Annotated in this window: 20 protein-coding genes; 16 read left to right on the forward strand and 4 right to left on the reverse strand. The window is 56.3% G+C overall.

The window, feature by feature from the left end:
- Nucleotides 1-18: 18 nt before the first annotated feature.
- Nucleotides 19-969, reverse strand: coding sequence for an HTH-type transcriptional regulator MetR (gene metR, locus AAZT04_RS21900; protein WP_020824832.1), 951 nt, complete (start codon nucleotides 967-969; stop codon nucleotides 19-21).
- Nucleotides 970-1,059: 90 nt separating this feature from the next.
- Between metR and metE the strand changes: the two genes are divergently transcribed.
- Nucleotides 1,060-3,351 (forward strand): 5-methyltetrahydropteroyltriglutamate--homocysteine S-methyltransferase, encoded by a 2,292-nt coding sequence (gene metE, locus AAZT04_RS21905; RefSeq protein WP_071888881.1) that lies wholly within the window; start codon nucleotides 1,060-1,062, stop codon nucleotides 3,349-3,351.
- Between the two features lie 92 nt (nucleotides 3,352-3,443).
- On the opposite strand, the gene AAZT04_RS21910 is transcribed toward metE, so the two are convergent.
- Nucleotides 3,444-4,280: a dienelactone hydrolase family protein gene (locus tag AAZT04_RS21910; protein WP_048762276.1), complete on the reverse strand. Its 837-nt coding sequence runs from the start codon at nucleotides 4,278-4,280 to the stop codon at nucleotides 3,444-3,446.
- Nucleotides 4,281-4,792: 512 nt separating this feature from the next.
- Between AAZT04_RS21910 and udp the strand changes: the two genes are divergently transcribed.
- The 12 genes from udp (at nucleotide 4,793) to hemB (ending at nucleotide 15,459) form a co-directional block, all read left to right on the forward strand.
- Nucleotides 4,793-5,554 (forward strand): uridine phosphorylase, encoded by a 762-nt coding sequence (gene udp / locus AAZT04_RS21915; RefSeq protein WP_020824835.1) that lies wholly within the window; start codon nucleotides 4,793-4,795, stop codon nucleotides 5,552-5,554.
- A gap of 172 nt (nucleotides 5,555-5,726) precedes the next feature.
- Complete coding sequence (locus AAZT04_RS21920) at nucleotides 5,727-6,509, forward strand: tyrosine-protein phosphatase (RefSeq protein WP_046374711.1); 783 nt, start codon at nucleotides 5,727-5,729, stop codon at nucleotides 6,507-6,509.
- An 87-nt stretch (nucleotides 6,510-6,596) separates the two neighbouring features.
- Complete coding sequence (locus AAZT04_RS21925) at nucleotides 6,597-7,127, forward strand: DedA family protein (protein ID WP_020824837.1); 531 nt, start codon at nucleotides 6,597-6,599, stop codon at nucleotides 7,125-7,127.
- A gap of 140 nt (nucleotides 7,128-7,267) precedes the next feature.
- Nucleotides 7,268-8,815 (forward strand): DNA recombination protein RmuC, encoded by a 1,548-nt coding sequence (gene rmuC / locus AAZT04_RS21930; protein ID WP_349526176.1) that lies wholly within the window; start codon nucleotides 7,268-7,270, stop codon nucleotides 8,813-8,815.
- 79 nt (nucleotides 8,816-8,894) lie between these two features.
- A complete protein-coding gene (ubiE, locus tag AAZT04_RS21935; RefSeq protein ID WP_020824839.1) occupies nucleotides 8,895-9,650 on the forward strand; it encodes a bifunctional demethylmenaquinone methyltransferase/2-methoxy-6-polyprenyl-1,4-benzoquinol methylase UbiE in 756 nt (251 codons plus the stop codon).
- Between the two features lie 13 nt (nucleotides 9,651-9,663).
- Nucleotides 9,664-10,272: a ubiquinone biosynthesis protein UbiJ gene (ubiJ, locus tag AAZT04_RS21940; protein ID WP_020824840.1), complete on the forward strand. Its 609-nt coding sequence runs from the start codon at nucleotides 9,664-9,666 to the stop codon at nucleotides 10,270-10,272.
- Complete coding sequence (ubiB, locus tag AAZT04_RS21945; RefSeq protein WP_020824841.1) at nucleotides 10,269-11,900, forward strand: ubiquinone biosynthesis regulatory protein kinase UbiB; 1,632 nt, start codon at nucleotides 10,269-10,271, stop codon at nucleotides 11,898-11,900. The genes ubiJ and ubiB overlap by 4 nt, the downstream gene beginning before the upstream one ends.
- A gap of 80 nt (nucleotides 11,901-11,980) precedes the next feature.
- A complete protein-coding gene (tatA, locus tag AAZT04_RS21950) occupies nucleotides 11,981-12,244 on the forward strand; it encodes a Sec-independent protein translocase subunit TatA (RefSeq protein ID WP_020824842.1) in 264 nt (87 codons plus the stop codon).
- A gap of 3 nt (nucleotides 12,245-12,247) precedes the next feature.
- Nucleotides 12,248-12,814 carry a Sec-independent protein translocase protein TatB gene (gene tatB / locus AAZT04_RS21955; RefSeq protein ID WP_046374709.1) on the forward strand — a complete coding sequence of 189 codons (567 nt, stop codon included), beginning with the start codon at nucleotides 12,248-12,250 and terminating at the stop codon, nucleotides 12,812-12,814.
- 3 nt (nucleotides 12,815-12,817) lie between these two features.
- Complete coding sequence (tatC, locus tag AAZT04_RS21960) at nucleotides 12,818-13,588, forward strand: Sec-independent protein translocase subunit TatC (RefSeq protein ID WP_012004722.1); 771 nt, start codon at nucleotides 12,818-12,820, stop codon at nucleotides 13,586-13,588.
- Nucleotides 13,589-13,639: 51 nt separating this feature from the next.
- Nucleotides 13,640-14,422, forward strand: a complete 783-nt coding sequence (gene tatD / locus AAZT04_RS21965) for a 3'-5' ssDNA/RNA exonuclease TatD (RefSeq protein WP_262259369.1) — start codon at nucleotides 13,640-13,642, stop codon at nucleotides 14,420-14,422.
- Nucleotides 14,423-14,436: 14 nt separating this feature from the next.
- Complete coding sequence (hemB, locus tag AAZT04_RS21970) at nucleotides 14,437-15,459, forward strand: porphobilinogen synthase (protein WP_020824846.1); 1,023 nt, start codon at nucleotides 14,437-14,439, stop codon at nucleotides 15,457-15,459.
- A 45-nt stretch (nucleotides 15,460-15,504) separates the two neighbouring features.
- Here the strand turns inward: hemB and rfaH are convergent, their stop codons facing one another.
- Complete coding sequence (gene rfaH, locus AAZT04_RS21975) at nucleotides 15,505-15,993, reverse strand: transcription/translation regulatory transformer protein RfaH (protein WP_020824847.1); 489 nt, start codon at nucleotides 15,991-15,993, stop codon at nucleotides 15,505-15,507.
- Nucleotides 15,994-16,237: 244 nt separating this feature from the next.
- Between rfaH and pepE the strand changes: the two genes are divergently transcribed.
- The 3 genes from pepE to fre all read left to right on the forward strand — a co-directional run bounded on the left by pepE (nucleotide 16,238) and on the right by fre (nucleotide 19,423).
- Nucleotides 16,238-16,963: a dipeptidase PepE gene (pepE, locus tag AAZT04_RS21980; RefSeq protein ID WP_129941161.1), complete on the forward strand. Its 726-nt coding sequence runs from the start codon at nucleotides 16,238-16,240 to the stop codon at nucleotides 16,961-16,963.
- 63 nt (nucleotides 16,964-17,026) lie between these two features.
- Nucleotides 17,027-18,547: a 4-hydroxy-3-polyprenylbenzoate decarboxylase gene (ubiD, locus tag AAZT04_RS21985; protein ID WP_020824849.1), complete on the forward strand. Its 1,521-nt coding sequence runs from the start codon at nucleotides 17,027-17,029 to the stop codon at nucleotides 18,545-18,547.
- Nucleotides 18,548-18,721: 174 nt separating this feature from the next.
- Entirely contained in the window at nucleotides 18,722-19,423 is a 702-nt protein-coding gene (fre, locus tag AAZT04_RS21990) for an NAD(P)H-flavin reductase (protein WP_020824850.1), read from the forward strand.
- A 168-nt stretch (nucleotides 19,424-19,591) separates the two neighbouring features.
- Here fre and fadA read toward each other — a convergent pair whose 3' ends face one another.
- Nucleotides 19,592-20,755: an acetyl-CoA C-acyltransferase FadA gene (gene fadA, locus AAZT04_RS21995; protein ID WP_176984530.1), complete on the reverse strand. Its 1,164-nt coding sequence runs from the start codon at nucleotides 20,753-20,755 to the stop codon at nucleotides 19,592-19,594.
- Nucleotides 20,756-20,757 lie beyond the last annotated feature (2 nt).

The raw sequence follows: 20,757 nt of genomic DNA on the forward strand, positions 1-20,757 counted from the left end.
CGCGAGCTGCCCTGATATTTAGGGTTGCGAAGCCAGCGGTTTGACGCTGGCGACACCGGCGCTTGGGCGTGCAGCATCACGCACGAATGGCAGATGGTTGCAGGCATGTTGCCGAGCCGAGCGGATAAAGGCTTCGGTGACGGCCTGGCGCTGTTCACCGTCCCGTACCGCCGCGTACAGGCGGCTCCAAAGCCCATCCCCCAGGGTTTTGGTCACCACTAACCCCTGGCGTTCAAAACTTTCCACCACCCAGTGCGGCAACGCCGCGATCCCCATGCGGGCCGATACCATCTGGATCAGCAACAGGGTGTTATCCACGTTTTTAAGCGCCGGGCTGATGCCTGCGGGCTGCAGGAAATGGCGCCAGATATCCAGTCTCTGACGCTGTACCGGGTAAATCATCAGCGTTTCGTCAATCAAATCTTCAGGCTCAATGTGCAGCTTGCTGGCCAATGGATGATCCGGCGCCAGCACCAGGCGTACTTCGAAATCAAACATCGGTGAATAGTGCAGCCCACTGCGCGGCAGAATGTCGGAGGTCAGCACCAGATCCAGTTCACCCTGTTGCAGCGCCGGCTGCGGATCAAAGGTCACGCCGGATTTGAAGTCCATGATCACCTGTGGCCAACTCTGACGGAAGTTATCCAGCGCGGGCGTCAGCCATTGAATGCAGCTGTGGCATTCAATGGCGATGCGCAACGTGGCCTGATGAGGTTCGTGACACGCCTGTAGCGCGTGCTGGATTTGCGGCAGTACCTGTTCTGCCAACTGCAACAGGATCTCTCCCTGCGCGGTAAAGCGCAGCGGCTGGCTTTTGCGAACGAACAGCTTGAAGCCCAGACGCTGCTCCAGATCGCTGAACTGATGCGACAGAGCAGACTGTGTCTGATGGAGTTGGGCCGCCGCGGCCGCCAGCGAGCCGGTATTGCGCAGCGCCTGCAGCGTCCGTAAGTGTTTCAGTTCGATCATGAGAGTCCTTCACAGTGACAGTGAATAAATTGCGCTTGTGGTTAATACAGTACCTGCGGATTATGGATGTGTAAACATCTGGACGGCTAAATGGGGAATATGACGATGGCAATTTTAAATCACACACTGGGTTTTCCTCGCGTTGGGCTAAGACGTGAACTGAAAAAAGCTCAGGAAAGCTACTGGGCTGGTAACTCAACGCAGGAAGAACTGTTGGCGGTTGGCCGCGAGCTGCGCGCTCGCCATTGGCAACAACAACAGCAGGCCGGAGTGGATTTGGTGCCGGTCGGCGATTTCGCTTGGTACGACCATGTATTGACCACCAGCCTGCTGCTGGGCAACGTGCCGGCACGTCATCAGAATGCGGATGGCTCAATCGATCTGGATACGCTATTCCGCATCGGCCGTGGTCGCGCACCAACCGGAAAACCGGCAGCGGCGGCAGAAATGACCAAATGGTTTAACACCAACTACCACTACATGGTGCCTGAATTTCACAAAGGTCAGCAGTTCAAACTGGGATGGACCCAACTGCTGGAAGAAGTGGACGAAGCGCTGGCTCTGGGCCACAAAATCAAGCCGGTGTTGCTGGGGCCGGTGACCTATCTGTGGCTGGGTAAAGTGAAAGGTGAAGCGTTTGACCGTTTGTCGCTGCTGAAAGACATCCTGCCGGTTTACCAGCAGGTGCTGGCTGAATTGGCGCAACGCGGCGTGGAGTGGGTACAAATTGACGAGCCAGCACTGGTGCTGGAATTGCCGCAGGAATGGCTGAACGCCTTCAAGCCGGCTTACGAAGCGCTGCAAGGTCAGGTAAAACTGCTGCTGACCACCTACTTCGACAGCGTGGGCCATAATCTCGACACCGTCCGCGAGCTACCGGTTCAGGGGCTGCACGTTGATCTGGTTGCAGGTCATGACGATATCGACGCATTGAACAAGGCGCTGCCAACAGAGTGGCTGCTGTCTCTGGGCGTCATCAATGGTCGCAACGTCTGGCGTGCGGATCTGAGCAGTTGGTTTGAACGCCTGCAGCCGTTGGTCGGCAGCCGCCCACTGTGGATCGGCACTTCCTGTTCACTGCTGCACAGCCCTATCGATCTGAGCGTGGAAACTCGCCTGGACGAAGAGGTGAAAAGCTGGTTCGCCTTTGCTCTGCAAAAATGCACCGAATTGGCCCTGTTGAGCGCGGCGCTGAACGCACCGGGTGCAGAAAAGCAGGCCGAACTGGACGCCTATAGCGCACCAATCCGCGCTCGTCGCCAGTCCAGCCGCGTGCATAATGCGCAGGTAAGCCAACGCCTGGCGGCGATTACCGCACAGGACAGCGAACGTCAGCGCCCTTACGCCGAGCGTGCTCAGGCACAGCGTGCGCGCTTTAACCTGCCGGCCTGGCCGACCACCACGATAGGGTCTTTCCCGCAAACCACGGAAATTCGCGGCCTGCGTCTGGACTTCAAGCAGGGGCGTTTGGACGGCAATAACTACCGCACCAGCATTAGCGAACACATCAAACAGGCGATTGTTGAACAAGAACGCCTGGGGCTGGATGTGTTGGTGCACGGCGAAGCCGAGCGTAACGACATGGTGGAATATTTCGGTGAAAACCTCGACGGCTTCGTGTTCACTCAAAACGGCTGGGTACAGAGCTACGGTTCCCGCTGCGTAAAACCGCCGGTGATCATTGGCGATATCAGTCGCCCTGAAGCCATCACCGTCGAGTGGGCGAAGTATGCTCAGTCGCTGACCGACAAGCCGGTAAAAGGCATGCTGACCGGTCCGGTCACCATTCTCTGCTGGTCGTTCCCGCGTGAAGATGTGACCCGCGAAGTGATCGCCAAACAGATTGCCCTGGCGCTGCGCGACGAAGTGGAAGATCTGGAAAAAGCCGGTATCGGCATTATCCAGATTGATGAGCCTGCACTGCGCGAAGGTTTGCCGCTGCGTCGATCCGACTGGGCTGCCTATCTGAACTGGGCGGTGGAGGCTTTCAAACTGAACGCCGCTGTCGCGCAAGACGACACGCAGATCCACACTCACATGTGTTATTGCGAGTTCAACGACATCATGGATTCCATTGCGGCGCTGGATGCCGACGTGATCACCATCGAAACCTCGCGTTCTGATATGGATCTGCTGGAAGCCTTCAAAGAGTTTGAGTACCCGAATGAGATTGGCCCGGGCGTGTATGACATCCACTCGCCGAACGTGCCAAGCGTGGAATGGATCGAAGCGCTGCTGCGCAAAGCTGCGCAGAACATCCCGGCTGAGCGTCTGTGGGTGAACCCAGACTGCGGCCTGAAAACCCGTGGCTGGCCGGAAACCCGTCAGTCGCTGACCAACATGGTGCTGGCCGCACAGCGCCTGCGTGAACAGCAGGTCTGATAGCGACATTTGGGTGTAGATTATTCTGGGCGCTTCGGCGCCCTTTTTCATATCGCAAATGACTGCCGATCGGGCAGCCTTAAGATGAGAGGCTATTTAACGCCTGGCACTCCGTGCTGCGCGAACCAAGCCAGCATACGTTGCCAGCCATCCTCTGCCGCTTCGGCGTTGTAGCTGGGCCGGTAGTCGGCATTGAAGGCATGGCCGGCCTCGGGATACACCACGATCTCGGCATTGGCGTTGGCGGCGTGGATCGCCTGACGCATGCTTTCCACCGTCTCCAGCGGGATGCTGCTGTCCTGGCCGCCGTAAAGTCCCAGCACCGGTGCCGTCAGCTGTGTCGCAACGTCGACCGGGTGTTTTGGCGAATTCAGCGTTTTTTCACCCACCAACCTACCGTACCAGGCCACCGCAGCCTTTAACTGCGGGTTGTGCGCGGCATAGAGCCAGCTAATACGCCCGCCCCAGCAGAAACCGGTAATCGCCAGCTTGCCGGCATCGCCGCCGTGGCGCGTTGCCCAATGGGCAGCATGATCCAGATCCGCCAGCACCTGACGATCCGGCACCTTGCTCACCAGATTCTGGAACAGTTCGCTGATGTCGGTGTATTCCCGGGCATCCCCTTGACGGAAGTACAGCTCCGGCGCTATCGCCAGATAACCCTGCTTCGCCAGACGACGGCACACGTCCTGAATATGTTCATGTACGCCAAATATCTCCTGTACCACCAGAACGACCGGGAAGGGGCCGCTGTGGTCCGCCGGTTTGGCGATATAGGCAGGCAGGTTGTCACCCTGAGAAGGAATGGTGGTTTCCCCGGTATGAATGCCCTGCTCGTCGGTGAGGATGGTAGAAGCCGCCAGGGGGGTTACGGCCGGGGTGAATCCCCCCTGGGCCTGTTTTAATGTCATCACATGATCGGTTTTCATTGCGGTCTCCGTGCAATCAATAGAGAAAAGCGCTGCGATTAACTATAGGAAAGATTACCCGTTATTGGCATCGAGTGGAGCATTTTCAGTCAAGTCTGTAAAAAACGATTAAATATCCGGCTTTACCGCGTTTTTATTGTCTTTTTATCATGCTATTACGCAAGTTGACCTGCATTAGTACCATAAGGTGCGTTAGTTCCGCTTATTCGGGCTAAGTCCCCGACAAACCAAGGCTATTTTTCTGTGACTGCATAGGGGATTTATTGGCAAACCGCCTTGATAAACTCCGAGTAGCAGGGGAAACCGGCGGGGCGATTTGTCGACTAGACTGGTGGCTATTGGGGCCAACAGGCGGGGCGTCTTGCTAATTTTTGTGACTTTAGTCACAAGAGTTATGTAGATTGCATTCTGTTTCTTTGTCTGTAGTGATTGCCGTCACGAAATTGCGTGGCGATTTTCAGTAGAGTACTTTTTTGTTCCTCCCAATAAACATGATCTATGAGGAGTCTCGTATGTCTCAATCTGACGTTTTCCATCTCGGCCTGACCAAAAACGATTTACAAGGGGCCCAGCTTGCCATCGTTCCTGGCGATCCGCAGCGCGTAGAGAAAATTGCCAAGCTGATGGAAAATCCGGTGCACCTGGCTTCCCATCGTGAATTCACCTCCTGGCGTGCAGAGCTGGACGGCAAGGCAGTGATCGTCTGTTCCACCGGTATCGGCGGTCCTTCGACGTCTATCGCGGTTGAAGAGCTGGCACAGCTGGGTATTCGCACCTTCCTGCGTATTGGTACCACCGGTGCGATCCAGTCAGACATCAATGTAGGTGACGTTCTGGTCACCACCGCGGCGGTTCGTCTGGACGGTGCCAGCCTGCACTTCGCGCCGATGGAGTTCCCGGCGGTGGCCGACTTCGCCTGTACTACCGCACTGGTCGAAGCTGCCAAGGCAGCAGGCGCGACCACGCACATCGGCGTAACCGCGTCTTCCGACACCTTCTATCCAGGCCAGGAACGTTACGATACCTTCTCCGGGCGCGTCGTTAGTCGTTTCAAAGGCTCGATGGAAGAATGGCAATCGATGGGCGTGATGAACTATGAAATGGAATCCGCCACGCTGCTGACCATGTGTGCCAGCCAGGGCCTGCGTGCCGGTATGGTTGCCGGTGTGATCGTTAACCGTACCCAGCAGGAAATTCCGAACGCGGAAACCATGAAAAACACCGAGAGCAAAGCGGTGCAGATCGTGGTTGATGCGGCGCGTCGCCTGTTGTAATCCCTCCGCAATTCAACGGGCCGCCACGCGGTCCGTTTTTCCATTCAGCCGTAATCTGTTACGGTTATCATCATCAGCGCCATCTTAACTGGCCACCTCTTTGACCCGTTGAGCCCGGTTTTACCTTGGCTCTCAGGTTGCGTTTTATCAGACAATAAACACGAGGACGTCTATGACCGCCCAGATCCTGCTTCATCCTTCATTGGCACCGCTTGATGGCGGCATTAACTTTCGCGATCTCGGTGGTAACAGCGTTGCTGATGGCCGCCGTATCAAGCGAGGATTACTGTTCCGTTCCGGGTCGCTGGAGCGCCTGACGGAAAACGACTGCGCCTTCCTCGCCGGCGTGCCGGTGCGATCGGTACTGGATTACCGTGATCCCGATGAAGTGCAGGCCAAGCCCGATATTCTGTGGCAGGGCGCAGATTACCACCATTTTCCTGCTAACCCGTTGAGCAATGAGGTTAATGCCAACCTGGAAAAACTGACCAGCGAAACGCTGGCCGGTTTCGATGCGCGGGCGTTTATGCTGGAGTTATATCGCCGACTGCCGTTCGGCAATCCGGCCTACCAACAGTTGACTCAGTTGCTGAGCCATACCGATAACGGTGCTATCGTCCAGCACTGTGCAGTCGGTAAGGACCGCACGGGGGTCGGATCGGCGTTGGTATTGTTCGCACTGGGTGCCGATGAGGCGACGGTGGTGGAAGATTACCTGCTGACAGAAACCACGTTGGCGACCTTCCGTGAACAAATGTTGGATCAACTGTCGATTCGTTTAAGTGACTCGGCATTGGGGCAGTTTGCCTATGTGCTTAGCGCCCGAGAAGAGTTCCTGATGACTGCCCTGGGTTGCATCCGTGACCAATACGGTTCCACCGACCGTTGGCTGGAGGCGGAATACGGGCTGGGGCAAAGCCAGCGAGCAGCGCTACAGGCGTTCTACCTCGAGTAAACCGCGTGGATGTTTAGCCGGGGTTTAACCGACGCCGGCTGGCATTGCGTATCCTTGGGGCAGTAAATCCCGCATCAGGAGCCCGTATTGAGCCTCAATGACATTATCCACTGGATCAGCGAGACCGTGCGTCAGCACGAAGGCTGGGCCATCCCGATTATCTTCTTCCTGGCGTTTGGCGAATCGCTGGCGTTCCTGTCGCTGCTGTTGCCGGCCACGGTGATCTTGCTGGCGCTGGGTGCGCTGATTGGCGAAAGCGGCATTGCCTTTTGGCCTATCTGGGCCGCCGCCGCTGCGGGCGCTTTCTTTGGTGACTGGCTTTCTTACTGGATTGGCTACCACTATCAAGATCGCGTGGCGCACATGTGGCCGCTATCGCGTAATCCGCAGTTGCTGACGCGCGGCCATGCGTTTTTTGAGCGCTGGGGCGTGCTGGGCATTTTCATTGGCCGCTTCTTTGGTCCGTTGCGGGCCGTGGTCCCGCTGGTTGGTGGCATTTGCGGTATGCCCCAGCGTTATTTTCAGGTGGCGAATATTACTTCGGCGATGATCTGGGCGTTCGGCATTCTCGCGCCGGGGGCGTTTGGCATCAAGTGGTTAAGCCAGTGGTTTGGCTAATCTTTGCCTGACTTGCGCAGCGGTTCGCAATAATGCGCCGTCGGGACAAAATCAGGCTGGACATCCATACAGCATCCCCTTAACGTGACGGGCAGCGGGCGGATAAAACGCCGGAACGGTCAGGTGTAACAGGAGGCAGGGTGGATACCAGTTTGGTTTACGGTATAGGCGGGGTGACGGTAGGCCTGCTGTTGGGCTGGTTAATCGCCAGCCTGAGGGTGCAGCAGTCCCATGCGCAGCATGAAACCGAGCTGCGGCTGCTGGAACAATCGCTGCAACAGGCGCAGCAGGAAACGGCAGCCCGGCAAGAGACGCTCCTGCGCAATGAACAGCAAATGCGGCAGAACGATATGGAACTGCGCAATTTGCACAGCCAGCTGGCTGCCGGGCACGAAAAGCTTCAGCAGCTTAATCATTGGCGCAACGAGTGCGAATTGTTGAACCAGGAACTGCGTGCCCAGCGTGAAGTGAACAGCGCCCAGGAAGCCGAGCTGCGTGAGGTGACCATCCGTCTGGAGGAAACCCGCATGGCGGCGGAAGAGAAGCAGCGCCTGTTGATCAACAGCGAGCAGCGTCTCACCACCCAGTTTGAAAATTTGGCCAACCGCATTTTTGAACACAGCGGTCGCAAGGTGGATGAGCAAAATAAGCAAAGTCTGGATCGCCTGCTGTTGCCGTTGCGTGAGCAACTGGACGGTTTTCGCCGCCAGGTGCAGGACAGTTTTGGCCAGGAAGCTCGCGAACGTCATACGCTGACCCACGAAATACGCAACCTGCAGCAGCTTAATGCGCAAATGGCGCGTGAGGCTATTAACCTGACCAAGGCCCTGAAAGGGGATAATAAAACCCAGGGCAATTGGGGCGAGGTGGTATTAAGTCGGGTGCTGGAGGCCTCTGGCCTGCGGGAAGGGCACGAATACGAAACGCAGGTCAACGTGCGGCTGGACCATCAGAGTCGGATGCAGCCCGATGTTATCGTGCGCCTGCCGCAGGGCAAGGACGTGGTGATCGATGCAAAAATGTCGCTGGTGGCCTATGAGCGTTACTTCAACAGCGACGATGAAGTGGAGCGTGAGGCGGCGCTGAGTGAGCATATTGCCTCGCTACGTGGCCATATTCGTCTGCTGGGCCGTAAGGATTATCAGCAATTGCCCGGCCTGCGTTCGCTGGACTACGTATTGATGTTTATACCGGTGGAGCCGGCTTTTCTTTTGGCCATTGACCGTGAGCCGGAGCTGATTAGCGAAGCGCTCAAGCACAACATTATGCTGGTGAGCCCAACCACCTTGCTGGTCGCCCTGCGCACCATCACCAACCTGTGGCGCTATGAACATCAGAGCCAGAATGCTCAACGCATTGCCGACCGGGCTGCGCGGCTGTATGACAAAATGCGGTTGTTCGTTGACGACATGTCGGCGCTTGGGCAGAGCCTGGACAAGGCTCAGGGGAGTTATCGCCAGGCGATGAACAAACTGAGTGAAGGCCGTGGTAATCTTATCGGCCAGACCGAGGGGTTCCGCGCGCTGGGGGTTGAGGTGAAAAGGCCTATCAACCCGCTGCTGGCCCAGCAGGCCAGCGCACAGCATGACGAAGAATTCGAGGCAGCGGGCGAAGATGACATTGACGCGCTGCCGGGGGCGGAGGATGACGACGCCGCAGAGCAACCACGCTCCGCATCGCAGGCATGACAGCCGCGGCGAGGTGGGGTATTTCGTGGGGTTCTGGTACACTCAACCACACTAAATTGACTGAATAGCAGGCAGGACAATGGCAGATCAACCGCAGGAAACCACCGATTTCGGTTTTCGCACCGTAGCTCGAGACGAAAAGCAGGCCATGGTGGCAGACGTTTTTCATTCGGTAGCGGCAAAGTATGACGTGATGAACGACCTGATGTCGTTTGGTATCCACCGTATCTGGAAGCGTTTTACCATTGATTGCAGCGGCGTGCGCCGTGGGCAGCGTGTGTTGGATCTGGCCGGTGGTACTGGTGATCTGGCCGCCAAGTTCTCCCGCATGGTCGGTGAGCAGGGGCAGGTGGTGCTGGCGGACATCAACGATTCCATGCTGAAAATGGGGCGCGAGAAGCTGCGGGACCGCGGCATTGTCGGCAACGTCAGCTATGTGCAGGCCAACGCCGAAGCGCTGCCGTTCCCGGACAACTATTTTGACTGCATCACCATCTCCTTCGGCCTGCGCAACGTCACTGACAAAGACAAGGCACTGCGCTCCATGTTCCGCGTGTTGAAACCGGGTGGCCGTTTGTTGGTGCTGGAGTTCTCCAAACCCTTGCTGGCCCCGTTGAGCAAGGCTTACGACGCTTATTCTTTCCACGTGTTGCCGAAAATCGGCGAACTGGTGGTGAAGGATCCAGAAAGCTACCGTTACCTCGCTGAGTCGATCCGCATGCATCCAGATCAGGAAACGCTGAAGGGTATGATGGGCGCAGCCGGGTTTGACAACGTGACCTATTTTAACCTGACCGGCGGTATTGTAGCCCTGCATCGCGGCTTCAAGTTCTGATATGGACATGCCGATGCTGCTAACCCCTTTGTTGACCGGCGTGCTGGAAACATCGCTCAATAGCCTGCTGTTCCGCGATCGCAGCATGAAGGCTGCCCGTCTTCGCCTGGCTGGCAAGGTGCTGCGCATAGAGTTGCAGGAGCTTGCTTCGCCGTTGGTACTGATCTTCAGTGAGCAGCGAGTCGATGTGCTTGGTCAGTCTGACGATACCGCCGACTGCACGGTGCGCAGCCGCATATCGGTACTGTTGAAACTGCGGGACCGCCAACAGCTTTCGCCCTTGATGCGCAGCGGCGAGCTGATTGTTGAAGGTGATATTCAGGTGGTACAGCAGTTGGTTGGCCTGCTTGATCTGGCTGAGTGGGATCCGGCGGAATGGCTGGCGCCTTATATCGGCGATATTGCCGCACAAGGCGTCACTCAGGCGTTCGGCAAGGGCGCGAATTTGCTGAAGAAAGGCTTGCAGCGTCAACAGCATTACGTGGCCGAAACCCTGACGGAAGAGTGGCGTGTGGCTCCTGGCCCGCTGGAAGTAGTGTGGTTTAACGAGGAAGTTGACGCCACCGTTCGCAGTGCTGAAGCGCTGATTGCTCGCATGGACAAGTTGGAGGGTAAACGATGACCCCTGGCGAACTACGCCGCCTGTATTTGATCGTCCGCGTTTTCCTCAGTTATGGCCTGGATGAACTGATCCCCAAGATGCGTTTGACGTTGCCTTTGCGCTTTGGCCGACGTCTGCTGTTTTGGATGCCAAACCGCCACGCGGATAAACCGCTGGGGGAGCGTCTGCGGCTGGCCTTGCAGGAACTGGGGCCGGTATGGATTAAGTTTGGTCAGATGATGTCTACCCGTCGTGACTTGTTCCCGCCACAGATTGCCGATCAACTGACGTTGCTGCAGGACAGGGTTGCCCCCTTCGACGGCGCTCTGGCGCGCAAGCATATCGAATTGGCGATGGGCGGCCCACTGGAAACCTGGTTCGATGATTTTGACCAACAGGCGCTTGCTTCGGCATCCATAGCTCAGGTCCATACCGCACGGCTGAAAACCACCGGGCAGGAAGTGGTGCTGAAGGTGATCCGGCCGGATATCGGGCCGATCATCAAGGCCGACGTTCGCCTGATGTATCGCCTGGCGGCCTGGGTGCCAAAACTGATGCCGGACGGTCGCCGTTTGCGCCCGCGTGAAGTAGTGCGCGAATATGAAAAGACCTTGCTGGACGAACTGAACCTGTTGCGCGAAGCGGCCAACGCCATTCAACTGCGCCGTAATTTCGACGGCAGTCCGATGCTGTATGTGCCCGAGGTTTATTCCGATTACTGCCGCGAAAGCGTGCTGGTGATGGAGCGTATCTACGGCATTCCGGTTTCGGATATTCCGACACTGGAGAAGCAGGGCACCAACATGAAATTGTTGGCCGAACGCGGGGTACAGGTGTTCTTTACCCAGGTCTTCCGCGACAGCTTCTTCCATGCGGACATGCATCCCGGCAATATCTTTGTCAGCTATGAGCATCCTGAGGATCCCTGCTATATCGGCATTGACTGCGGTATTGTCGGTTCGCTGAACAAAGATGATAAGCGTTATCTGGCGGAAAATTTTATCGCCTTCTTCAATCGCGACTACCGTAAGGTGGCAGAGTTGCATGTTGATTCAGGCTGGGTGCCACGCGACACCAACGTGGAGGATTTCGAGTTCGCTATCCGCACCGTGTGCGAGCCTATTTTCGAAAAACCCCTGTCGGAAATTTCGTTCGGCAACGTCTTGTTAAACCTGTTCAACACCGCGCGCCGTTTCAATATGGAAGTACAACCCCAACTGGTGTTATTGCAGAAGACCTTGCTGTATGTTGAAGGTCTGGGACGCCAGCTCTATCCGCAGTTGGATCTGTGGACTACCGCCAAGCCTTTCCTGGAAAGTTGGATGCGCGATCAGGTCGGTATTCCGGCGGTGATCCGGGCACTGAAAGAAAAAGCGCCGTTTTGGGCGGAGAAACTGCCCGAATTGCCTGAATTATTTTACGATAGCCTGCAGCAACATAAGCTGTTGCAACAAAGCGTTGATAAGCTGACCAATCAGATGCAGGCTCAGCGCGTTCGCCAAGGGCAATCACGTTATTTGTTCGGCGTTGGCGCTACACTGTTAGTAAGCGGTACGATTTTGCTGTTGGGGGACGTCGAGGTGTTTCCCGCATGGCTGATGGCCGCCGGCATCGTATCCTGGGTGATTGGCTGGAAGCGAACCACCTGAATTGATTCGAAACTCTGGTAAAATCTGCCGTATAATGCGACGGATTTTGAAAAAACCCTGTAAAAATAGAGGTAATTGCAATGGGCGGTATTAGTATTACGCAATTGTTGATCATCGCAGTGATCGTGGTGCTGCTGTTTGGTACCAAAAAACTCCGTACTCTGGGGTCCGATCTCGGTGCATCAATCAAGGGCTTCAAAAAGGCGATCGGCGATGACAACACGCCGCCGACCAACACGGCTGAGAAAAGCAGCCTGGATGACGCTGACTTCACGGCCAAGCCTATTACCGATAAGCAGCCGGAAGTGAAAGCGGAAGAGTCGAAGAACAAAGAGCAGGTATAAACCGTGTTTGACATTGGGTTTAGTGAACTGCTGCTGGTTCTGGTGATTGGCCTGGTGGTACTCGGGCCAGAACGGTTGCCGGTAGCGGTAAGAACAGTTTCGGGCTGGATCCGCGCGCTGCGTTCGCTTGCGGCTTCGGTGCAGAACGAACTTTCTCAGGAACTGAAGCTGCAGGAACTGCAGGACAGCCTGAAAAAGGTAGAGAAGGCCGGCATGCAGAATTTGTCGCCGGAGCTGAAGGCGTCAATGGATGAGCTGAAAGACGCAGCGGAATCGCTGAAACGCTCTTATCAGGGTGACAGTGGCACCAAAACCGAACCTGCGCACACCATCCATAACCCTCTTGTCACAGACCCGGAAGCCATTCATGACGGCGTGACGCCGGCGGAAGCCGCGGCCGTGGCATCCTCTCCGGCTGCAGTGCCGGAGCCGGTTGTAACGGCAACGCCGCAGGCGGCGCAGCCGGTCATTGCACCGGTGAAACAACCGGTAGAGCCGGCTGTTCAGGCAACCCCAGAACCTGTTGTGGATAAAACCCCAGCGTCTCACCAACCTAGTGGCGATCGTTAAAACATGGCTGTTGAAGATACCCAACCCCTTATCAGTCATCTGATAGAACTGCGTAAGCGGTTGTTAAACTCGATTATCAGCATACTGGCGATTTTCCTGGTGCTGGTTTTTTTCGCCAATGATATTTATCAACTGGTGTCCGCGCCGTTGATCAAGCAGTTGCCTGCCGGGGCGAGCATGATCGCCACAGACGTGGCCTCACCTTTCTTTACCCCGATCAAATTGACGATGATCGTCTCGGTGTTCGTGTCCGCACCGGTTATCTTGTATCAGGTCTGGTCCTTCATTGCGCCGGCATTGTATAAGCATGAACGTCGCCTGATGATGCCTTTACTGGTCTCCAGCAGCCTGCTGTTTTATCTCGGCATGGCCTTTGCCTACTTTATCGTCTTCCCGCTGGCGTTCGGCTTTTTTGCCAAAACCGCGCCGGCCGGGGTGATGATCGCCACCGACATCAATAACTATCTCGACTTCGTCATGGCGCTGTTTATGGCGTTTGGCGTGGCGTTTGAGGTGCCGGTTGCCATTATTTTGCTGTGCTGGAGTGGCGTCACCTCACCGGAAGATCTGAAAAAGAAACGTCCTTACGTTCTGGTCGGGGCTTTCGTGGTCGGCATGCTTCTGACCCCGCCGGATGTGTTCTCGCAAACCCTGCTGGCCATTCCGATGTATCTGTTGTTTGAAGTGGGCGTGTTCTTTGCTCGTTTCTACACCGGTAAACGTCGTCCGCAACCGGAAGAAGAAGACGAGGGTGACGAACCTCCGGCACCTTAAATTTGTTTGCTCCTGAGCCGCCCGATGGGCGGCTTTTGCATTGGGAAAACCATGTTTGATATTGGCGTAAACCTCACCAGTTCACAGTTTGCCAAAGACGGCCCAGTGGTGCTGGATCGCGCACGAACCGCAGGCGTGACAGGGCTATTGATTACCGGTACTGATTTGCAGGAAAGCCAGGCTGCCTGTGAACTGGCGCAGCAGCATCCTGGTTACTGCTGGTCCACCGCCGGTGTGCATCCCCATCAGGCCAGCAGTTGGAATGAGCAGACCGCGGAGCGGATCCGCGAGTTGGCCTCGCAGCAGCAGGTCGTAGCGATAGGTGAATGCGGGCTAGACTTTAACCGTAACTTTTCTACTCCAGAGCAGCAGGAGAGCGCATTCAGCGGCCAACTGGCGCTGGCGGCGGAGCTGGAGATGCCGGTTTTTCTTCACTGCCGTGATGCGCACGCACGTTTTGCCGCACTGTTGACGCCGTGGTTGGATAAACTGCCCGCGGCGGTGGTGCACTGTTTTACCGGCACCGCCGAAGAATTAGAAAGTTGCTTGTCGCTGGGCCTGTCGATCGGGATTACCGGTTGGGTCTGTGATGAGCGACGTGGCCTGGAGTTGCGTGCATTGCTGCCGCAGATCCCGGCCGAACGTCTGTTGTTGGAAACCGACGCACCCTATCTGTTGCCCCGGGATTTACATCCGAAACCTGCATCTCGCCGCAACGAACCCTGTTTTTTGCCTCATATCGTCCGGCAGGTGGCTACCTGGCGACAAGAAGATCCCGAATGGCTGGGGCAGAAAACCGATGAGAACGCCCGCCGGCTATTCCGGCTGGAATGAGTTAGGAGAAAACTATGAGCTATGCATTTCCGGGTACCTTCCCGGGTCGCCGTATGCGCCGTGTGCGCCGTCACGATTTCAGCCGCCGCCTGGTGGCCGAGAACCAACTGACGGTTAACGACCTGATTTATCCGGTATTTGTCATGGAAGGCAGTAACCGTCAGGAAGCGGTGGCATCGATGCCCGGCGTATCGCGTATGAGCATCGATCTGCTGATCAAAGAAGCGGAAGCCATCGCCAAGCTTGGCGTGCCGGTGATCTCCCTGTTCCCGGTGATTGAACCTGGCCTGAAGTCACTGCATGCGGAAGAAGCTTATAACCCGGAAGGTCTGGTACAGCGTACGGTGCGTGCACTGAAAGACGCGGTGCCTGAGCTGGGTATTCTGACGGACGTGGCGCTCGATCCCTACACCACTCACGGTCAGGACGGCGTTATCGACGAACAAGGTTATGTCATTAACGACATCACCAAAGAGATCTTGGTTCGCCAGGCGCTGTCTCACGCGGAAGCCGGAGCAGAGATCGTGGCACCGAGTGACATGATGGACGGCCGTATCGGCGCGATCCGCGATCGCCTGGAACATCAGGGCCTGGTGAATACTCAAATCATGGCTTACTCCGCCAAATATGCGTCTTGCTACTATGGCCCGTTCCGCGATGCGCTCGGTTCCAGCGGTAATCTGAAAGGCGGCAACAAGAAAACCTATCAGATGGACCCGGCCAACAGCGACGAAGCGCTGCAGGAGATCGCACAGGATCTGCAGGAAGGTGCGGATATGGTGATGGTGAAGCCTGGTATGCCGTATCTCGATGTAGTGCGTCGGGTGAAGGATACCTTTGGCGTGCCGACTTTCGCCTATCAGGTTTCCGGTGAGTATGCGATGCACATGGCGGCGATTCAAAACGGTTGGTTGCAGGAGCAACCGGCGGTGATGGAATCGCTGATGTGCTTTAAGCGTGCCGGCGCCGATGGCGTACTGACCTACTTCGCCAAGCGAGTCGCTCAGTGGATGCATGACGAAGCGATGCAGCGCTAAGGCGTAAGTCATCTATGTAAAAGGCGCCCTGGGCGCCTTTTTGCATTACAGTTTTTGGAATTGCCGGTTATCCACGCTTTGGCTGACCTGCTTGTTGATCAGATTCAGCAGCAGCATCGAACGGGCTTCGCCGTCCGGCTCGGTGTAAATCGCCTTCAGCCCTTCGAACACGCCATCGACGATTAACACGCTATCACCCGGCTGTGGCGTTTCCGGATCGACGTAGGTTTCACCGGTATGCGTCTGCAGCTCTTCGATGACTTTCTGCGGGATAGTGGTCGGCGTTGAACCAAAGCGTACAAAGTGGCTGACACCACGAGTTGCACTGATGGTTGTGGTGTGGATGCGCTCCGGATCGAACTTCACAAACAGGTAGTTCGGAAACAGGGGTTCGCTGACCGCAATGCGTTTACCGCGTACGATCTTTTCCAGCGTTATGATCGGACTCAGGCAGTTCACTTCCTGCCGTTCCAAATGGTCCTGCGCCCGTAAAAGTTGGCCGCGCTTGCAATACAGTAGGTACCAAGATTCCATAATTTCACATGCCTTTCTGTCAGCCGGTAAGCATATCAAAAGCCATTACGGATACATAGTGATGCAAGTTTCAGCATGTAACGGCCGCTATCTGCATGAATCGTTGGCAATTAGCGAGGGGTCACACACTTATTCGCACGGCTTGGGTATAACAGAGGGCTAAAAATTTGTTACCGTCGGAGTATGCCTTGTGCTGCTTTCGTCGGGTGTGACGTTATTCATCGTTTTCGATTGAGGGGGAAAAATGGAGTTATTTTTGTTGAGCAACGGCAAGCTGTCCGGTGAGGATGAGCTGCTGGGTTATGCCAAGAGCCACTTGCTGGCGATGATCGCGCGCCGTGGCATTACGTCCGCCGTATTTATCCCCTATGCCATGATCCGCAGCGATTACGATAAGCGTGCACAGGAACTGGCGAAAATTCTCGGCATCAAGGTCACCAGTATTCACCACGCCGACTCTCCCGCGGCGGCGATTGAACAGGCAGAATGCATTTTGGTCAGCGGCGGCAATACCTGGATGCTGAACCAGATGCTGCATGAAAACGGGCTAATCGTCCCGATTCAACGGGCGGTTCGTGAACGTAGCGTGCCCTACGTGGGGTGGAGCGCCGGGTGTAACGTTGCCACACCAAGTATTCGCACCACCAATGACATGCCGGTGCGTAACAGCGTCGTACTGCCAGCGCTGAGCCTGTTCCCGGTGCAGATTAACCCACATTACATCGACGCCCATATTAGCGGCCACATGGGGGAAACCCGTGATGAACGCCTGGCCGAGTTCTGCGCGGTTAACCCGAGCGAATCCGTGGTGGCGCTGCGCGAGGGCAGCCTGTTGCACGTTGAGGGTAATGATCTGCGTTACTTTAGCGCCAGAGATCAAGGTTTCAAGGTGTTCCGCCACGGTGTGGAAACTCAGGAATATCGCGATACCCGGGCATTGCGTCCGCTGGTGCCCTTTACCTGCCACTAACGCCGACGATGTCTTTACCGGTGTTTAACAAAAGTGCAGCAACAACTGTGAAGAGGGCTTATAATGCCCTCCTCACTGGCCGTTATAATGATCAGCATGAAATACCGTGACTTACGCGATTTCCTCTCGTTGCTGGAAAAGAGAGGGGAACTAAAACGCATCAGCCAGCCGATTGATCCCTATCTGGAAATGACAGAAATTGCCGATCGTACTTTACGTGCGGGCGGCCCGGCACTGCTGTTCGAAAACCCTAAAGGGTACGATATGCCGGTGTTGTGCAATCTGTTCGGTACCGCCAACCGCGTTGCGATGGGCATGGGCCAGGAAGATGTCAGCTCGTTGCGCGAGGTCGGCAAGTTGCTGGCGTTCCTGAAAGAGCCAGAGCCGCCGAAGGGCTTTCGCGATCTGTTCGACAAACTGCCGAAGTTCAAACAAGTGTTGAACATGCCGACCAAGGTGTTGGGTTCAGCCCCTTGTCAGGAACAAGTATGGCAGGGCGATGACGTTGATCTCAGCCGTATCCCGGTGATGCACTGCTGGCCGGAAGACGCTGCGCCGCTGATCACCTGGGGGCTGACGGTAACCCGCGGGCCGCAAAAAGAGCGCCAGAATCTGGGCATCTATCGCCAGCAGGTGCTGAGCAAAAATAAAGTGATCATGCGTTGGCTGTCCCACCGTGGCGGCGCGTTGGATTATCAGGAATGGTGTCAGGCGCACCCTGGTGAGCGTTTCCCGGTTGCGGTGGCATTAGGGGCGGATCCCGCCACTATCCTCGGCGCGGTGACGCCGGTACCGGATACCCTGTCTGAATATGCTTTTGCCGGGCTGCTGCGTGGCAACAAAACCGAAGTGGTCAAGTGCCTCTCCTGCGATTTGGAAGTGCCGGCCAGCGCGGAAATCGTGTTGGAAGGCTACATTGAACCGGGTGAAATGGCGCCGGAAGGTCCGTATGGCGATCACACCGGTTACTACAACGAGATCGACCACTTCCCGGTATTTACCATCACTCACATCACCCAGCGTCGCGATGCCATTTACCACTCGACCTACACCGGCCGTCCGCCGGATGAGCCTGCGGTGCTGGGCGTGGCGCTGAACGAAGTCTTCGTTCCCATTCTGCAAAAGCAGTTCCCGGAAATTGTCGATTTCTATCTGCCGCCCGAAGGCTGTTCTTATCGTCTGGCGGTGGTGACCATCAAGAAACAGTATGCTGGTCATGCTAAACGCGTAATGATGGGCGTCTGGTCGTTCCTGCGTCAATTTATGTACACCAAGTTTGTTATCGTCTGCGACGATGACGTCAATGCGCGTGACTGGAATGATGTGATTTGGGCGATTACCACCAGAATGGATCCGGCAAGGGATACCGTGATGGTGGAGAATACGCCGATCGATTATCTGGACTTCGCCTCACCGGTTTCCGGTTTGGGTTCGAAGATGGGGCTGGATGCCACCAATAAATGGCCGGGTGAAACCGAGCGCGAATGGGGCCGTCCGATTGAGATGGATGAAAAGGTGCGTGCGCGCATCGATGACATCTGGGATGAGCTCGCAATTTTCAGTGACAGAGAACCGACATTATAATGTACCCAAAATAATTGGAGTTGCATTGCGGCGGCAACGCAGCGCACCCCAAGAGCTTACTTGAGTAAGTGACTGGGGTAAGCGAGAAAAGCCAACAAAGATGCAGCTTCAAATATGAAGGGTATGTCAGGCTCTGTTCTCAGTTTTGCATTGATGACCCGACAGAGGGAACGCATGACAATATTGAGCTGTAAAGTGACCTCCGTAGAGGCCATTACCGATACGGTTTACCGGGTACGTTTGGTGCCAGAGGCGCCGTTTTCTTTCAAGGCAGGGCAGTATCTGATGGTGGTGATGGATGAGCGCGACAAGCGTCCGTTCTCGCTGGCATCGACCCCGACAGAGCAGGATTATATTGAACTGCATATCGGTGCTTCGGAACTGAATCTGTACGCCATGGCAGTGATGGATCGCATTCTGAAAGAGCAGGCGATTACCGTTGATATTCCGCACGGTGACGCCTGGCTGCGTGAAGAGGGCAGCCGTCCACTGGTGTTGATCGCCGGCGGCACCGGCTTCTCATATGCGCGCTCGATTCTGTTGGCCGCACTCGAGCAGCAGCCTGACCGCGATATCTCTATCTATTGGGGCGGGCGCGAGCTCAAGCACCTGTATGATTTGAGCGAGCTGGAAGCGCTGTCAGTGCAGCATCCGAACCTGAAAGTCATTCCGGTGGTTGAACAGCCGGAAGAAGAGTGGCGTGGCCGTAGCGGCACGGTGCTCAGTGCGGTATTGCAGGATTTCGGTACGCTGGCGGAGCACGACATTTATATTGCCGGTCGTTTCGAGATGGCGAAAATCGCTCGTGAACGCTTCTGTGCCGAACGTGGCGCGCTGGAAGCGCACATGTTTGGCGACGCCTTCTCGTTTATCTAAGCGGCGAAGCGGGAAAAAATGGGGTGGCCAATGGCTGCCCTTTTTTATTGGCCGTCTGCGGATTTCAGGCATAAAAAAACCCGCCCCTGACAGGCGGGAAGTACGGCAACTAAACTTGTTGGCGTGCTGCGGTTTAAAGTGTGACGCAGTCAGGCCAAATAGACACAGCTAAACGCGTTCAAAGACGGTGGCAATCCCCTGGCCCAGGCCAATACACATGGTCGCCAGACCGAACTGCACATCGCGGCGTTCCATGTTGTTCAGCAGGGTGGTAGAGATGCGGGAGCCCGAGCAACCCAGCGGGTGACCCAGTGCAATGGCGCCGCCGTTCAAGTTGATCTTGTCATCGATGCTGTCCAATAGGCCCAGATCCTTGATGCATGGCAATGACTGTGCAGCAAAGGCTTCGTTCAGTTCGAACAGGTCGATGTCCTGCACGGTCAGTCCGGCGCGCTTCAACGCCAGCTTGCTGGCAGGCACCGGGCCGTAGCCCATAATGGACGGATCGCAGCCGACGACCGCCATTGAGCGAATGCGTGCACGGGCTTTCAGACCGAGCGCTCTGGCACGAGATTCACTCATCAGCAGCATGGCGGATGCCCCGTCAGACAAGGCCGAAGAGGTGCCGGCGGTCACGGTGCCGTTGACCGGATCGAATGCCGGGCGCAGTGCCGCAAGGCTTTCAACGGTGGTTTCCGGGCGGATCACTTCGTCGAAGTCATAACGGGTCAGCACACCGTCGGCGTCGTGGCCGGTGGTGGGAATAATTTCATTCTTGAAGTAGCCGGCCAGGGTGGCGGCATGCGCACGTTGGTGCGAACGCGCGGCGAACTCGTCCTGCATCTGACGGCTGATATTGTGTATCTTGGCCAGCATCTCGGCGGTAAGGCCCATCATGCCGGCGGCTTTTGCCACGCTGCGGCTGAGCCCCGGGTGGAAATCCACCCCGTGGTTCATCGGCACGTGGCCCATATGTTCGACGCCGCCAATCAGGCTGACGTGCGCGTCGCCGACCATAATGGCGCGCGCTGCATCGTGCAGCGCCTGCATGGAGGAGCCGCATAACCGGTTGACGGTTACGGCCGGTACGCTGTGTGGGATCTCAGCCAGCAGCGAAGCGTTACGGGCGATGTTAAAGCCCTGCTCCAGCGTCTGTTGCACACAACCCCAGTAAATGTCGTCAATTTCGGCTGCATCCAACGCCGAATTGCGGCTCAGTACGGCACGCATCAGGTGAGCGGAAAGATCTTCGGCTCGTACCTGGCGGAAGGCACCGCCCTTGGAGCGGCCCATCGGCGTGCGTACGGCATCAACAATAACTACGTTTTCCATCT

It is taken from the genome of Serratia sp. Je.1.23.a, assembly GCF_051129805.1.
Classification (GTDB): Bacteria; Pseudomonadota; Gammaproteobacteria; order Enterobacterales; family Enterobacteriaceae; genus Serratia; species Serratia liquefaciens.

Coding starts and splice junctions, on each gene's coding strand:
- tatD (WP_262259369.1), top strand. CDS start 13,640: ATGTTTGATATTGGCGTAAACCTCACCAGTTCACAGTTTGCCAAAGAC.
- AAZT04_RS21910 (WP_048762276.1), bottom strand. CDS start 4,280: ATGAAAACCGATCATGTGATGACATTAAAACAGGCCCAGGGGGGATTC.
- tatC (WP_012004722.1), top strand. CDS start 12,818: ATGGCTGTTGAAGATACCCAACCCCTTATCAGTCATCTGATAGAACTG.
- ubiB (WP_020824841.1), top strand. CDS start 10,269: ATGACCCCTGGCGAACTACGCCGCCTGTATTTGATCGTCCGCGTTTTC.
- metR (WP_020824832.1), bottom strand. CDS start 969: ATGATCGAACTGAAACACTTACGGACGCTGCAGGCGCTGCGCAATACC.
- ubiJ (WP_020824840.1), top strand. CDS start 9,664: ATGCTGCTAACCCCTTTGTTGACCGGCGTGCTGGAAACATCGCTCAAT.
- pepE (WP_129941161.1), top strand. CDS start 16,238: ATGGAGTTATTTTTGTTGAGCAACGGCAAGCTGTCCGGTGAGGATGAG.
- metE (WP_071888881.1), top strand. CDS start 1,060: ATGGGGAATATGACGATGGCAATTTTAAATCACACACTGGGTTTTCCT.
- udp (WP_020824835.1), top strand. CDS start 4,793: ATGTCTCAATCTGACGTTTTCCATCTCGGCCTGACCAAAAACGATTTA.
- ubiD (WP_020824849.1), top strand. CDS start 17,027: ATGCCCTCCTCACTGGCCGTTATAATGATCAGCATGAAATACCGTGAC.
- hemB (WP_020824846.1), top strand. CDS start 14,437: ATGAGCTATGCATTTCCGGGTACCTTCCCGGGTCGCCGTATGCGCCGT.
- AAZT04_RS21920 (WP_046374711.1), top strand. CDS start 5,727: ATGACCGCCCAGATCCTGCTTCATCCTTCATTGGCACCGCTTGATGGC.
- rfaH (WP_020824847.1), bottom strand. CDS start 15,993: ATGGAATCTTGGTACCTACTGTATTGCAAGCGCGGCCAACTTTTACGG.
- tatA (WP_020824842.1), top strand. CDS start 11,981: ATGGGCGGTATTAGTATTACGCAATTGTTGATCATCGCAGTGATCGTG.
- ubiE (WP_020824839.1), top strand. CDS start 8,895: ATGGCAGATCAACCGCAGGAAACCACCGATTTCGGTTTTCGCACCGTA.
- fre (WP_020824850.1), top strand. CDS start 18,722: ATGACAATATTGAGCTGTAAAGTGACCTCCGTAGAGGCCATTACCGAT.
- fadA (WP_176984530.1), bottom strand. CDS start 20,755: ATGGAAAACGTAGTTATTGTTGATGCCGTACGCACGCCGATGGGCCGC.